This window comes from Ruegeria sp. E1 (genome assembly GCF_056534225.1).
Genome location: NZ_JBQFPE010000003.1, coordinates 196,511 through 209,821, shown reverse-complemented (window position 1 = coordinate 209,821; position 13,311 = coordinate 196,511). Strand labels below are relative to the sequence as shown.

The following is a 13,311-nucleotide window of genomic DNA, read 5'->3' as shown; positions in this document are numbered from 1 at the left end:
GTCTATTCGCTTTCCCTCAGCCCTCATGGCGTTAAATTGAGGGCATGGAATCGGGTCTGGACTTTCACACCGCACGGGCTCTGCTGGACTGGCAGATCGAACTTGGCGCGACCGAGGCAATCGGCGACGCGCCGGTGGATCGTTTTGCCTTGCCCGATACAACGCCGAAGCCCAAGAAAGCCGAGGCTGCAAAACCGGCACCAGATGCACCTGAGAAAGTCGATCCGGCAGAGGTTGCGCAACATGCCGCGAAAGGGGCCGGTTCATTGCCCGAACTGCGCGCCGCGATGGAGGCGTTCGGCCTGTGCGATCTCAAGCGCGGAGCGCGACAGTTGGTCTTTGCCGATGGCACCCCCGGCGCGCGCGTGATGATCATTGGTGAGGCTCCGGGCCGGGATGAGGACCGTGAAGGCAAGCCCTTTGTCGGACGCGCGGGACAATTGCTGGACCGGATGCTGGCGGCGATTGATCTGGATCGGACGGAAAACGTCTATATCACCAATGTGCTGCCATGGCGGCCACCGCAGAACCGTGATCCGAAACCGGAAGAGATCGGCATGATGAAGCCGTTTCTGGAACGTCATATCGCTTTAGCCAAGCCAGAAGTTCTGGTGGTGATGGGAAATATTTCCTGTCAGGCGGTGCTGGGCAAACGCGGCATCACGCGGTTGCGCGGCAACTGGGATCAGGCGCTGAATCTGCCGGTGATCCCGATGTTCCATCCAGCTTATCTGCTACGTCAGCCGCAGATGAAACGGCAGGCTTGGGCGGACCTTCTGGAACTCAAGGCACGGCTGGAGGCGGGCGCATGAAAGTTCTGGCCTTTTCCGACCTGCATCTTGCGCGCAGCCGCGCCGCGGATCTGGTCGCCGCCAGCGCCGAGGCTGATCTGGTGATCGGTGCCGGGGACTATTGCAACGGACGGCAAGGTCTGGATGACGCGATGGCCATGCTGTCTGATATATCCGCTCCGCTGGTTCTGGTGCCCGGCAACGCCGAAAGCGCCGAGGAATTGATGGATGCTGCACCGGATGGTGTACATGTGTTGCACGGAACCGGGATGACTCTGGACGGGTTGCGCTTGTTCGGGCTGGGCTACGGCGTGCCGGTCACGCCCTTCGGCGACTGGTCCTGCGACCTGACCGAAGGTGAGGCCGCCGAGTTGCTGGCGCGATGCGACGGCGCGGATATCCTGATTGTGCATTCTCCGCCCAAAGGGCATGGCGACACGACCTCGCAAGGGATCTCGATTGGGTCCGTTTCCATCAGGGACGCGATTGAACGGTTGCAGCCCGAATTGGCGTTCTGCGGTCATATCCACGACAGCTGGGGCTATCGCGGGCAGATCGGGCGGACGCAGGTGGCTAATCTGGGGCCAAAGGTCAACTGGTTTGAGGTAGGGGAATGATCGAAACCATAACCCTCCTGGCATTTGTGCCCGCTGCCATCGCATTGAACCTGACGCCCGGTGCCGACATGATGTTTTGTTTCGGACAGGGGCTGCGATCAGGCGGCAGATCTGCCGTCGCAGCCAGCGCGGGCATATCCGCCGGATCCATGGTTCACGTTCTGCTGGCGGGTCTTGGGCTTGGCGCTGCGGTTGCGGCGCTGCCGTGGCTGTTCGATGTGATCCGCTGGGTCGGTGTTGCCTATCTGCTATATCTGGCCTGGGGCGCGATCCGCCACGGCGCGATGTCGGCGAATGGTCCGGCCAAGCCGACACGGTCGTCCTTTCGCGACGGGATGCTGGTGAATCTGACGAACCCCAAGGTCATCCTGTTTGTGCTGGCTTTTATTCCCCAGTTTGTTGACCCCGCCATCGGCTCGGTTCTGGGCCAATTCCTGACCTTTGGCCTGATCATCGCCGCCAGCGGCTTTGTCGTGAACGCGCTGGTCGGCGTCTTTGCCGGAGGCGCGGGGAAAGTGCTGATCTCGAACCCGCGCGCCTCGCGCATTCTGGGCTGGTTCACGGGCGGCATCTTTGCCGCGCTGGCGATCCGGCTGGCCATCATGGAAAGGGCCTGATGCCTCATGTCGCGCATTGATGAAACTCTTGAATTCATACCGATCCGTATCGCGGTTCTGACCGTATCCGACACACGCTCGCTTGACGAAGACCGCTCGGGCCAAATCCTTGTGGACCGGCTCGAAAAGGCGGGTCACATCCTTGCCGACCGCCAGATCGTTCAGGACGAACGCACCGAGATTGCCGCACGGTTGCGCCTTTGGGTGGCGGACCCGGAGATCGACGTCGTGATCTCAACCGGCGGCACCGGTCTGACGGGGCGCGACGTGACGGTCGAGGCGCACCGGGATGTCTATGAAAAGGAAATCGACGCCTTTGGTACCGTGTTCACCATGGTGTCGATGGAAAAGATCGGTACATCGGCAGTGCAATCCCGCGCTACGGGGGGTGTCGCGGGCGGCACCTATCTGTTTGCACTGCCCGGCAGCCCCGGTGCCTGCAAGGATGCATGGGACGCAATCCTTGAAAAACAGCTCGATTACCGGCACCGCCCTTGCAATTTCGTGGAAATACTGCCCCGATTGGACGAACATCTGCGACGGAAGTAGACTGAGCGTACGTATAACATCTCATGAACGTATTGTGGCTTGGCAATTTGCGCAGCCCGGCTACCATTTGAGTCAGGCGGTATATGCGACCGGAGTTGATTGATATATGCGATTTCTGAGGCAAAGCCTTGTTGGGGTATTCCTGGCGTTTCTGACGTTGGGCCTGTTGCTGGTGGCGGTGCAGATGATCACCGGCGCGGTTCAGGATGTGCTGAACCGCGATACACAACCGCCCGCAGCGCGCGAACGTATCTTTGCCGTCAGCGTCCGCACCGCCGAGCCTGAAACAGTCACACCCTATCTCGAAGCCTTTGGGCAGGTACAAAGCCGCCGCCGTCTGGAACTGCGCGCCGCTTTGGGCGGTCGCGTGGTGTCACTGGCCGATGATTTCGAGGATGGCGGCACCGTGACCGCCGGAGAGTTGCTGGTCGAACTGGACCCGGCCGATATGCAATCCGCACTCGACCGCGCCAAATCCGATCTGTTGGACGCGCAGTTCGAAGAACGCGACGCGGAGCGCTCGTTGCTGCTGGCGCAGGACGAATTGAAATCCGCCGAAGCGCAGGCTGAATTGCGCGAACGCGCCCTGCAACGCCAACGCGACCTGCAGGAACGCGGTGTCGGGGCGGCGGCCAGCGTCGAAGAGGCTGAACTGGCCGCCACGTCGGCGCAGCAGGTGGTGCTGTCCAGACGGATCGCGCTGGCACAGGCGGAATCACGGGTGGATCAGGCCACAACGCTGCTGTCGCGCGCCCGGATCGCGCTGGACGGGGCCGAGCGTGATCTGGACGATATGACGATCCATGCCCGGTTTGCGGGTACGCTGACTGGGGTCACTCTGGTCGAAGGCCGCTTGGTCTCGGCGAACGAAAAACTGGCCGAACTGGTCGACCCCAACGCGCTTGAGGTGGCGTTTCGCGTCTCGACCGCGCAATATGTCCGGCTGTTGGATGATGCAGGCGAATTGATCAACGCGCCAGTTACCGTGTCATTGGAAGTAACGGGAACTGACCTGACCGCAACGGGCCGGATCAGCCGCGACAGCGGCTCGGCGGGTGAAGGGCAAACCGGGCGGCTGGTCTATGCCCGTCTGGATGACGCGCCGGGATTTAAACCGGGGGATTTCGTGACTGTCACGGTCGAGGAGCAGGCGCTGGACAATGTGGTGCGCCTGCCCTCCTCGGTTCTGGATGCCACTGGCAACGTTCTGCTGCTGGGTGAGAGCGACCGGCTGGAGGCGCTGCCGGTGCAGCTAATACGCCGTCAGGGCGACGAAGTGCTGTTACGCGGCAGGGGACTGGCGGGCCGCGAGGTTGTCATTGGTCGGACGCCTCTGTTGGGCTCGGGTGTGCGGGTGCGCCCGCTGCGGGCCGAACCCGGTGCTGCAGCCGAACCCGAGATGGTCGAACTGACTGACGAGCAGCGCGCGCGCTTCGTAGCGCAGGTCGAGGCCAGCCGCCGGATGCCGCAAGCGGTCAAGGATCGGGTGCTGGGGCAACTCAGCAAGGACAGTGTTCCGGCCTCATTGGTGCGCCGCCTTGAAAACCGGGCCGGAGGCTAGGCCCGATGATGCGTGAAATCCCCGGCGCGGCAGGCGGCATCCTCAGTTACTTCACCCGCCACCGAACCGTTGCGAACCTGCTGCTTCTGGTGATGCTGGTTCTCGGGGCCGCGGCCATCCCCAACATGCGGGCGCAGTTCTTTCCGGACGTGATCCTCGAACGTGTAGATGTGAACGTCGAATGGGACGGGGCTGGCCCCGAAGACGTCGACAACGGCATCGTGCAATTGCTGGAACCTGCCCTGCTGGCCGTCGAAGGGGTGGCCAGCACCGAATCGACCTCACGCGAAGGGTCCGCACGCATTCGGCTTGAGTTCGAGCCCAACTGGGACATGTCCCGCGCCGTCGAAGAGGTCAGGACCGCCGTTGATGGCGTCAACAACCTGCCCGCCGATTCCGAAGAACCCACCATCCGGCGCGGTGCTTGGCGCGACCGGGTGACGGATGTGGTCATCACCGGCCCGATCGAGGCGGAACAACTGGCAAAGTTCACTGACGAGCTGATCAGTCGCCTGTTTGCTGTTGGCGTGACCCGCACTACGATCCGGGGTTTGGCCGCCCCGCGCGTTGTGGTCGAGGTACCGACCGCGCAACTGATCGCCAATGACATCACCCTGTCCGAGATCTCTGATGCCATCGCGGCCGAGGTCACGGCAAGCCCGGCAGGCGATGTAACCGGCGCGAATGCCCGCATCCGGACTGGCGCGGAAAAGCGCACGCCCGAAGAGATTGAAGGCATCGCGCTGCGCACCTTTGCGGATGGATCAAAGCTGGTCATCGGCGATGTGGCCCAGATCAGGGTCGAAGGCGTCACCCGCGACCGTAGCTATTTTGTTGGCGAAAACCCGGCTATGTCCGTGCGCGTGGATCGCTCAAATCTGGGCGATGCCATCGAAATCCAGCACACGGTCGAGGATGTGGTTCTGGACATGCAGGCCAGCCTGCCCGAGGGGATCACGATCGAACTGATCCGAACCCGCGCGCAGGCCATCACGGACCGTCTGGATATTCTGGTCGACAATGGCCTTGTCGGGCTGGGGCTAGTGGTCTGCCTGCTGTTTCTGTTCCTGAACGCCCGCATCGCCTTCTGGGTGGCCGCCGGTATCCCGGTCGCCATGTCCGCTGCAATTGCGCTGATGTATCTGGGCGGGTTGTCGATCAACATGGTGTCTTTGTTCGGCCTGATCATCACGCTGGGGATCGTGGTGGATGATGCCATCGTCGTGGGCGAACACGCCGATTTCCGCGCCCGCCGTCTGGGCGAGGCACCGATGGTCGCCGCCGAGAATGCCGCGCGTCGTATGGCAATGCCGGTCTTTGCGGCCACGATCACCACTGTGATCGCCTTTTTTGGCCTGACACTGGTGGGTGGCCGGTTCGGAGAGTTGATCCGTGATATTCCCTTCACGGTCATCGCGGTTCTTGCAGCATCGCTGATCGAGTGTTTCCTGATCCTGCCGAACCACATGGCCCATGCCATTGCGCATTCGGCCAAGGAACATTGGTATGATCTGCCCAACCGCGTGGTAAACCGGGGCTTTCGCTGGGTGCGGGATAATCTGTTCCGCCCGCTGATCGCATGGGTCGTCTGGGCGCGCTACGTGGTTGTGGCGGTGATGGTGGTGATCCTTGCCAGCCAGATCGCGCTTTTCATCAAGGGCGACGTGAACTGGCGGTTCTTCAACGCGCCCGAGCGTGGCTCGGTCACAGGCAACTTCATCATGGTCGAAGGCGCGACCCGCGCCGATACGCTGGAAATGATGCACATGATGCAGCGCGCGACCGAGGAACTGGGCGAGATTTACGAAGAACGCCATGGCCGCAACCCCATCGATTATGTTCTGGCCGAGGTTGGCGGCTCTGCCGGGTTTGGTCTGGCGGCTGCCGAGGGCAAGGATAGCGATCTTCTGGGCGGCATTTCGATTGAACTGATCGACGCCGATCTGCGCCCCTATTCCAGTTTTGAATTTGTCGGCGAGCTGCAGGATTTCGTGGCGCGCCATCCCAAGGTCGAACTGCTCAGCTTCCGCGGCTGGCGGTCCGGTCCCGGTGGCGATGCGATCGACGTGCAGTTCTATGGCGCGGATGTGAACACGCTGAAATCGGCCTCCGAGGATCTGCAGACCGAGCTGTCGAAATACGCCGAAGTCTCCGCGCTGGAAGATAATCTGGCCTATGACAAGGAAGAGTTCATTCTGGACCTGACCGCGCAGGGCGAGGCGTTGGGTTTCCGCATCGAAACGCTTGGCCGCGTGCTGCGCAACCGCCTGAACGGGATCGAGGCCGCCACCTTCCCCGACGGCCCGCGCAGCGCCGAGATTCGCGTGGAACTGCCAGAGGGGGAACTGACGGCAGATTTCCTGGAACGCACCCTGATGCGCACCCCGGATGGGGTTTATGTGCCGCTGGCCGACATTGTCTCGGTTGAGCAGAAATCCGGCTTCTCGACAGTTCGGCGCGAGAATGGTTTGCGGGTGATTTCCGTCAACGGCGACATATCCGAGGATGACCCCACACAGGCCGCCGAAATTGCGCGCGCCATGCGCGAGGAAATCCTCCCCAATATTGCCGCCGAACGTCAGGTCGAATGGCGCATGGCGGGGCTCAGCGAACAAGAGGATGAATTTCTGTCCGAGGCGCGCACTGGCCTGATCCTGTGTCTGACCGGCATCTATCTGGTGCTGGCCTGGGTCTTTGCCAGCTGGACACGGCCCCTTGTGGTGATGGCGATCATTCCCTTTGGTCTGGTCGGCGCGATCTGGGGTCACTACGTCTGGGATGTGCCGCTGAGCATGTTCACAGTGGTTGGTCTGCTGGGCATGACGGGGATTATCATCAACGACTCGATTGTGCTTGTGACCACGATTGACGGCTATCAACAGGAACGCGGGCTTGTGCCTTCGATCGTCGAGGGCACGGCTGATCGATTGCGACCGGTGATGCTGACCACCCTGACAACGGTGCTTGGGTTGACCCCGCTGCTGTATGAAGGCTCACAACAGGCGCAGTTTCTGAAACCAACGGTGATTACGCTGGTCTATGGGCTGGGCTTCGGGATGCTGCTGGTGCTGCTTCTGGTTCCCGCGCTGCTGGCCATTCTGAACGATGTATCACGCCCCATGACAGCGATGCGCCGCGCCCTGCGCGCCCCGGATCGCGTGGTGCAGGGGGCCGTGACCGCCACGGGTGTGGCCCTTGCCCTGTGGCTGGGTGTGTCGATGGTCTGGCCTGCAGTCTCAGGCGCCCCGCTTGGCCTGTTGTCCGGGTTCTATCCGGGCGACGAGGGCTTGAGCATTCTGCGCATGGGCTTTGGCCTCTTTGCCGCCGGGGCCGCAATCATATTGGTTCTGGGCGTAGCTGTTTCGGGCCTGCTCTATGGGCGGCTGTCGGGGCGGGTGAATTCCTGATCACCCTCAAGCGCCCGCGACAGCAAATCCGGGACGCGCGCGCTCATTTGCAGATCACCCCGAAGGATTTGATCATTAGGAAACCACCGCGCATCCATCGCGTCATCAGCGGCAACCGGTGTGCCGGTCTGGTATCGGCACAAAACACCCACAAGCAAATAATGCGTCAGCACCTTTCCAGCGTCATCGCGGCCAAGCAAATCCAGATTGTCGATATAATGCAGGGGCTGCGCGACGACGCCGGTTTCTTCCAGCAATTCCCGCGCAGCAGCCTCAAGCACGGTTTCGCCCCATTCGACATGGCCACCGGGAAACCCCCATAGGCCCGCGTCCGGTTGTTTACTACGCTGCACCAGCAGAACCTGATCCTGATGCAGGACGACGGCCAAAGCGCCAATCTTGGGAGCAGGGTGCCTTACATCAGCCAGCGCTGCACCCGACGATATCAACCGCGTGGCTCGCGCCCAGAACCGTGATCCGAACCTCGGACCGGTCCAGCGCAAATGGGCTACCCGAGGCGCTGATTACCTCGGACCTTGCAATCAGCGTATCCCCCTGACGGCTGGTTTCGGCCTGCGACGCCCAAAGCGTGGGGTTGCCGGGTTCAATCACCGCCACCTCGGAACCGCCCGCCGAGGGCATCCTGATATGCGCCTCGATCTGCATCCCGTCGCTTGTCGGTTTCAGATGGCAGGCGGCGGCAGCCACGCCCGCCTCACGCGCGGAATAGGGGCGCTGGGCCAATGCGGCTGCAATGGCCGGGTTCCGACCCGCCTGCGCATCCAACGTGTGATCAAAATCCAGCCGTCCCGGAACACAGACATCCTTGCAGACGCCCAGATCCATTTGCCCGCGCAACCGCACCGGCTTGGCTGCGTTCTTCGGGGTGATCTTTACGGGTAAAACCAATTGATCCTCATAGCCGATCGATTGCAGCCCGTTCTGATCAAACACACCCGGCGCGGGCCAGATGATTTCGACATTGCCCACATTGCCAGACCGGCTCCAGTCGAATTGCGGGGGGATGCCCGCATCCCCCGGCGCGCGCCAATAGGTTTTCCACCCGTCTTTCAGGGTCAGCCGAAGCGCACCCTGATAGGTGCCGTTTGACGATTTCCCGCCATCCAGCACTTCAAGCTGAACAAGCTGTTCGACACCCTGCGCAAAGGCAGGGGTGGCAAGGCACAGACAGGCGGTCAGGGCGGCAGAGGCCGGTTTCCAGAAACTCAACATGGGACTTAAAATGCGCCTTGCGGACGCGATTGCCAAGTCACGTTCAGGTCACTGCGATGAAATCTGCCAGATTCCCGGCTGATCCCTTGCCATTCCGGGCCAGACAGGGCCATTGTTGCAGGGTAGCCGAGACAAGAGACCTCGTCACATGGACCTGACCGGAAAACTGTTGATTGCAATGCCCGGAATGGGCGATCCGCGTTTTGAACACTCGGTTGTCTATATTTGCAGCCATGCCGAAGACGGTGCGATGGGGCTGATCATCAACAAGCCGTCAGATCTGCGGATCAAGACCCTGCTTGAGCAGCTCAATATCCCCTGCCGCATTCCGGTGGTTGGCGAACGCCTTGTGCATTTCGGTGGCCCGGTCGAGATGTCGCGGGGATTCGTCCTGCACTCGGCGGATTATGAGGCCAATCTGCATTCGATGCAGATCAGCACCGATTTCAGCATGACCGCAACGCTGGATGTGCTGGAAGACCTTGCCTCGGGCACGGGTCCGCTGAATGCGATGGTGGCGCTGGGCTATTCCGGCTGGGGCCCCGATCAGCTTGAGGATGAGATCGCCATGAATGGCTGGCTGACCACGGATGCGGACCCGAAGCTGGTCTATGACCTGCCCGATGATCAAAAGTGGGAGGCAGCTCTGGCCACGTTGGGCGTCGATCCGCTGACCCTGTCGGCCAGCGCCGGACGGGCTTAGTCTCGCGGTGCCGCCGCGCGGCGCAGCCGATCGTTGATCGCCGCGCCCAGTCCGTGATCAGGGATCGGGGTCACGGCAATCGGGCGGCCTGATCTGTCCAACTCGTGCAATGCTGCAAACAAATTGGCGGCGGCTTCGTTCAGATTGCCAGCGGCTGACAGATTCGCGTCGCAGTCGACGGGACCGAAACCCAGCAGAAGCTCATCGCCTTGACGCGCCTCGGCATTCAGACGCACGGATGACTCGGGCGCATAGTGCGATTGCATCTGTCCCGGGGCGGTCAGCAAATCACCCGATTGATGACTGTGCAAAGGTGTGACCAACGCCGCCTCGATCTGGTCCAAAGCCACGCCACCGGGGCGCAGTAGCGTGGGCGTTCCGGCAAGGCCAACGATGGTTGATTCCAGACCAACCCCGCACGGACCATCATCCAGAATGGCCGCAATCCGCCCGTCCAACCCCGCGCGAACGTGTTCCGCAGTGGTTGGGCTGATCCGGCCTGACGGATTGGCCGAAGGGGCCGCAACCGGCCCGTCAACGGCTTGCAACAGGGCGCGCGCTGTCGGATGGGCGGGCACACGCACGGCCAGCGTATCCAGCCCGGCCGTAACCAGAGATGAAACGCCATGTCTGTCGCGCAACGGCAGAACCAGTGTCAGCGGACCGGGCCAGAACCTGTCGGCCAGTATCTGGGCCTGATCCGACCATTCCACAAACCGCTGTGCCGCCTCGACCGACGCCACATGCGCGATCAGAGGGTTAAAGCTGGGCCGCCCCTTGGCGGCATAAATCGCGGCGACGGCTTCGCCGTTGCGGGCATCTCCGCCAAGGCCATAAACCGTCTCGGTCGGGAAGGCGACCAGCAGGCCCTGTCGCAGCATATCAGCAGCCCGTTCCAGCCCGACGGGGTCGGCGGGCAGATATTCGGTGCGATAAGGGATCATGCTTGGTGACGCCGCGTTTTGGTTGATTGCAACATAAGGACAGGTACGTAATCGTGCCAGCCCAGACACATACCGGCGGGGCTTGCGGAATCCAAGCCCGCACGTAAAACCCCGTCAAACAGCCCCGAGAGATGCCATGCCATATCGCGCCCCAATCTCAGACTATCAGTTCCTGCTGGATAACGTGGTCGGTTTCGATCAGATCGCCGCCACTCAGAAATTCTCCGAGGCCAGCGCGGATGTGGTCAGCGCGATCCTAACCGAAGCAGGCAAGATGTGCGAAGAGGTGATGGCCCCCCTGCAACGCCCCGGCGACCTTGACCCGCCGCGGCTGGAAAACGGCGTCCTGCGGACCTCTGCCGGTTATCCCGATGGCTGGAAGGCTATCGCCGAGGGTGGCTGGATCGGGATGAGCGGCGATCCCGAATATGGCGGCATGGGCCTGCCGATGACCGTGACCACCGCCGTGAACGAGATGATGAGCGCGGCCTGCCTGTCGCTGCAACTGGCCCCGTTGATGACCCAAGGCCAGATCGAGGCGTTGGAACATCACGCCAGTGACGCATTGAAAGACCTCTATCTGCCCAAGATGATGGCGGGCGAATGGTCCGGCACCATGAACCTGACCGAAGCGCAGGCAGGTTCCGACGTGGGCGCGTTGACCTCACGGGCCGAACCCAACGGCGATGGCACTTATGCCGTGACCGGGCAAAAGATCTTTATCTCGTGGGGCGATAACGATTTTTGCGAAAATGTCTGCCATCTTGTGCTGGCCCGTCTGCCAGATGGCGTACCGGGCACCAAGGGCATCTCGTTGTTTCTGGTGCCGAAATACATCCCTGATGAGAACGGCAACCCCGGTGTGGCAAACGACCTCAAGGTGGTGTCGATCGAACATAAGATGGGCCTGCACGGCTCTCCCACTTGTGTGATGCAATATGACGGGGCCAAAGGCTGGCTTGTCGGCAAGGAACATGGCGGCATGGCGGCGATGTTCACCATGATGAACAACGCCCGACTGGGCGTCGGCGGGCAGGGTGTCGGTGCAGCCGAAGGGGCGTATCAGCACGCACTGACCTATGCGCAAGAGCGTAAGCAGGGCCGGACGCCCTCGGGCACGATCATCGACCACGCCGATGTGCGCCGGATGCTGATGGAGATGCGCGCCGATGTGTTCGCAGCGCGCGCAATCCTGCTGTCAAATGCGGCGGCAATCGACATGGCGCAGGCGACGGGTGACGCGGAATGGGCCGCGCGGGCCGCATTGCTGACGCCGATTGGCAAAGTGTTCGGCACCCAGACCGGGATGCGCGTGTCCGAGACTGGCGTTCAGGTGCATGGCGGCATGGGCTTTATCGAGGAAACCGGCGCCGCTCAGTACTATCGCGACGTGCGTGTTACCGCGATCTACGAAGGCACCAATGGCATTCAGGCCATGGACCTTGTGGGCCGCAAGATGATGGACGGCGGTGAAGCGGCTTCCAACCTATTGGATGAAATCGAAGATCAGGCCGAACGCGCTCGCGCGACGCTGCCCGATCTGGCCGAGCCTGTCTGGGAAGCGACCGAGTCCCTGCGCGAGGTCACGGAATGGCTGGTGTCGCAGGACGATATGAACACGCGTTTTGCCGGTGCGGTGCCCTATCTTCATGCCTTTGCTCGGGTATTGGGCGGGCATTATCATCTGTCAGCAGCTTTGGCGGAACCGGACGGGCCCCGCGCCAAACTGGCTCGGTTCTATATCAATGCTCTGCTGCCCGAACATGCGGGGCTACTGGCGCAAGCCCGGAATGGTGCGGATGATCTCTATGCGCTCAGCGTTGAAGAGTTGGCAGTCTGATGGATGGCGACGCCCCCCTTACGATCCGCTATCCGTGGCCTGAACCGCCCGCTCCCGGAGGGTATGCTGAAGTTGCCGATGGGGTTCTGTGGATCCGGTTGCCGCTGCCGATGGCGCTGGATCATGTGAATGTCTACGCGCTGGACGACGGTGACGGCTGGACGGTGATCGATACCGGCCTGTCGTCGAAAAAGACGCGCGCGATCTGGGAAAATCTGATGGCCGGACCCTTGGCGGGCAAACCCGTCAATCGCGTGGTGGTGACGCATCATCACCCCGATCACGTGGGCAATGCCGGATGGTTTCAATCCGAACACGGGGCCGAACTGGTCGCCAGCCGCACTGCGTGGCTGTTCGCCCGGATGCTGACGCTGGACGTTCAGGAAAACTGGCCGCAGGAAACGCTGAATTATTACCGCAGCGCGGGCATGGCCCCCGAGATATTCGACAAACGCAAGGCGGACCGGCCGTTCAACTTTGCCGATGTGGTCTATCCGATGCCGCTGGGCTTTACCCGCATCAAACAGGGCGACGTGATCCGCATGGGCGGTCGCGACTGGGATGTGCATATGGGCAATGGCCACGCCCCCGAACACGCGACGTTCTGGAGCCGTGATGACAATCTGGTGCTGACCGGCGATCAGATCCTCAGCTCGATCAGTTCCAATCTGGGCGTCTACGCAACCGAGCCCATGGCTGACCCGGTCGCCGACTGGCTGGAATCCTGCGAACGGTTAGAGACATTGGCCCAACCCGATCAACTGGTTCTGGGCGGGCACAAGCTGCCCTTTACCGGCTTGCCGCTGCGAATGCGCCAGTTGATCGACAATCACCACGGCGCGCTGGACCGGCTACTGCATGATCTGGACACGCCCAAAACCGCTGCCGAATGTTTCCCGCCCCTGTTCAAACGCCCGATCAAAGACGGCGAATATGGTCTTGCTTTGGTCGAAGCGGTTGCACACCTGAACCATCTCTACCACATTGATGCCGTGAACCGGACGCGGCGCGCGGACGGGGCATGGGAGTTTCAGCGCAAAGGGTAAGTC

At 61.8% G+C, this 13,311-nt stretch carries 12 protein-coding genes; 9 read left to right on the top strand and 3 right to left on the bottom strand.

The window, feature by feature from the left end:
- Window positions 1-44 precede the first annotated feature (44 nt).
- The 6 genes from ACR0FG_RS04655 (at window position 45) to ACR0FG_RS04630 (ending at window position 7,542) form a co-directional block, all read left to right on the top strand.
- A complete protein-coding gene (locus ACR0FG_RS04655; protein ID WP_480890615.1) occupies window positions 45-812 on the top strand; it encodes a uracil-DNA glycosylase in 768 nt (255 codons plus the stop codon).
- Window positions 809-1,408: a metallophosphoesterase family protein gene (locus ACR0FG_RS04650; RefSeq protein ID WP_480890613.1), complete on the top strand. Its 600-nt coding sequence runs from the start codon at window positions 809-811 to the stop codon at window positions 1,406-1,408. The genes ACR0FG_RS04655 and ACR0FG_RS04650 overlap by 4 nt, the downstream gene beginning before the upstream one ends.
- Window positions 1,405-2,025, top strand: a complete 621-nt coding sequence (locus ACR0FG_RS04645) for a LysE family translocator (RefSeq protein ID WP_480890611.1) — start codon at window positions 1,405-1,407, stop codon at window positions 2,023-2,025. Before ACR0FG_RS04650 ends, ACR0FG_RS04645 begins: the two co-directional genes overlap by 4 nt.
- Window positions 2,026-2,031: 6 nt before the next feature.
- Entirely contained in the window at window positions 2,032-2,574 is a 543-nt protein-coding gene (gene moaB / locus ACR0FG_RS04640) for a molybdenum cofactor biosynthesis protein B (RefSeq protein WP_480890609.1), read from the top strand.
- A gap of 106 nt (window positions 2,575-2,680) precedes the next feature.
- Entirely contained in the window at window positions 2,681-4,135 is a 1,455-nt protein-coding gene (locus tag ACR0FG_RS04635; protein WP_480890607.1) for an efflux RND transporter periplasmic adaptor subunit, read from the top strand.
- A 5-nt stretch (window positions 4,136-4,140) separates the two neighbouring features.
- The gene (locus ACR0FG_RS04630; RefSeq protein ID WP_480890604.1) at window positions 4,141-7,542 is read left to right on the top strand and encodes an efflux RND transporter permease subunit; all 3,402 of its coding nucleotides are present in this window, start codon (window positions 4,141-4,143) and stop codon (window positions 7,540-7,542) included.
- On the opposite strand, the gene ACR0FG_RS04625 is transcribed toward ACR0FG_RS04630, so the two are convergent.
- Window positions 7,509-7,931, bottom strand: a complete 423-nt coding sequence (locus ACR0FG_RS04625; RefSeq protein ID WP_480890602.1) for an NUDIX hydrolase — start codon at window positions 7,929-7,931, stop codon at window positions 7,509-7,511. The two genes, ACR0FG_RS04630 and ACR0FG_RS04625, sit on opposite strands and share 34 nt — an antisense overlap.
- Before the next feature lie 31 nt (window positions 7,932-7,962).
- Window positions 7,963-8,775, bottom strand: coding sequence for a protein-disulfide reductase DsbD domain-containing protein (locus ACR0FG_RS04620; protein WP_480890600.1), 813 nt, complete (start codon window positions 8,773-8,775; stop codon window positions 7,963-7,965).
- A 148-nt stretch (window positions 8,776-8,923) separates the two neighbouring features.
- Between ACR0FG_RS04620 and ACR0FG_RS04615 the strand changes: the two genes are divergently transcribed.
- The gene (locus ACR0FG_RS04615) at window positions 8,924-9,478 is read left to right on the top strand and encodes a YqgE/AlgH family protein (RefSeq protein WP_170712560.1); all 555 of its coding nucleotides are present in this window, start codon (window positions 8,924-8,926) and stop codon (window positions 9,476-9,478) included.
- On the opposite strand, the gene ACR0FG_RS04610 is transcribed toward ACR0FG_RS04615, so the two are convergent.
- The gene (locus ACR0FG_RS04610; RefSeq protein WP_480890597.1) at window positions 9,475-10,422 is read right to left on the bottom strand and encodes an L-threonylcarbamoyladenylate synthase; all 948 of its coding nucleotides are present in this window, start codon (window positions 10,420-10,422) and stop codon (window positions 9,475-9,477) included. The genes ACR0FG_RS04615 and ACR0FG_RS04610 overlap by 4 nt on opposite strands.
- A gap of 136 nt (window positions 10,423-10,558) precedes the next feature.
- Here ACR0FG_RS04610 and ACR0FG_RS04605 point away from each other — a divergent pair, with 136 nt between their 5' ends.
- Window positions 10,559-12,262, top strand: a complete 1,704-nt coding sequence (locus tag ACR0FG_RS04605; protein WP_480890594.1) for an acyl-CoA dehydrogenase — start codon at window positions 10,559-10,561, stop codon at window positions 12,260-12,262.
- Window positions 12,262-13,308, top strand: coding sequence for an MBL fold metallo-hydrolase (locus ACR0FG_RS04600; protein ID WP_480890591.1), 1,047 nt, complete (start codon window positions 12,262-12,264; stop codon window positions 13,306-13,308). Before ACR0FG_RS04605 ends, ACR0FG_RS04600 begins: the two co-directional genes overlap by 1 nt.
- Window positions 13,309-13,311 lie beyond the last annotated feature (3 nt).

What these genes read in the sequence shown, in the direction of transcription:
- ACR0FG_RS04655 (WP_480890615.1), top strand. Translation starts at nt 45, where the DNA reads ATGGAATCGGGTCTGGACTTTCACACCGCACGGGCTCTGCTGGACTGG.
- ACR0FG_RS04650 (WP_480890613.1), top strand. Translation starts at nt 809, where the DNA reads ATGAAAGTTCTGGCCTTTTCCGACCTGCATCTTGCGCGCAGCCGCGCC.
- ACR0FG_RS04645 (WP_480890611.1), top strand. Translation starts at nt 1,405, where the DNA reads ATGATCGAAACCATAACCCTCCTGGCATTTGTGCCCGCTGCCATCGCA.
- moaB (WP_480890609.1), top strand. Translation starts at nt 2,032, where the DNA reads ATGTCGCGCATTGATGAAACTCTTGAATTCATACCGATCCGTATCGCG.
- ACR0FG_RS04635 (WP_480890607.1), top strand. Translation starts at nt 2,681, where the DNA reads ATGCGATTTCTGAGGCAAAGCCTTGTTGGGGTATTCCTGGCGTTTCTG.
- ACR0FG_RS04630 (WP_480890604.1), top strand. Translation starts at nt 4,141, where the DNA reads ATGATGCGTGAAATCCCCGGCGCGGCAGGCGGCATCCTCAGTTACTTC.
- ACR0FG_RS04620 (WP_480890600.1), bottom strand. Translation starts at nt 8,775, where the DNA reads ATGTTGAGTTTCTGGAAACCGGCCTCTGCCGCCCTGACCGCCTGTCTG.
- ACR0FG_RS04615 (WP_170712560.1), top strand. Translation starts at nt 8,924, where the DNA reads ATGGACCTGACCGGAAAACTGTTGATTGCAATGCCCGGAATGGGCGAT.
- ACR0FG_RS04610 (WP_480890597.1), bottom strand. Translation starts at nt 10,422, where the DNA reads ATGATCCCTTATCGCACCGAATATCTGCCCGCCGACCCCGTCGGGCTG.
- ACR0FG_RS04605 (WP_480890594.1), top strand. Translation starts at nt 10,559, where the DNA reads ATGCCATATCGCGCCCCAATCTCAGACTATCAGTTCCTGCTGGATAAC.
- ACR0FG_RS04600 (WP_480890591.1), top strand. Translation starts at nt 12,262, where the DNA reads ATGGATGGCGACGCCCCCCTTACGATCCGCTATCCGTGGCCTGAACCG.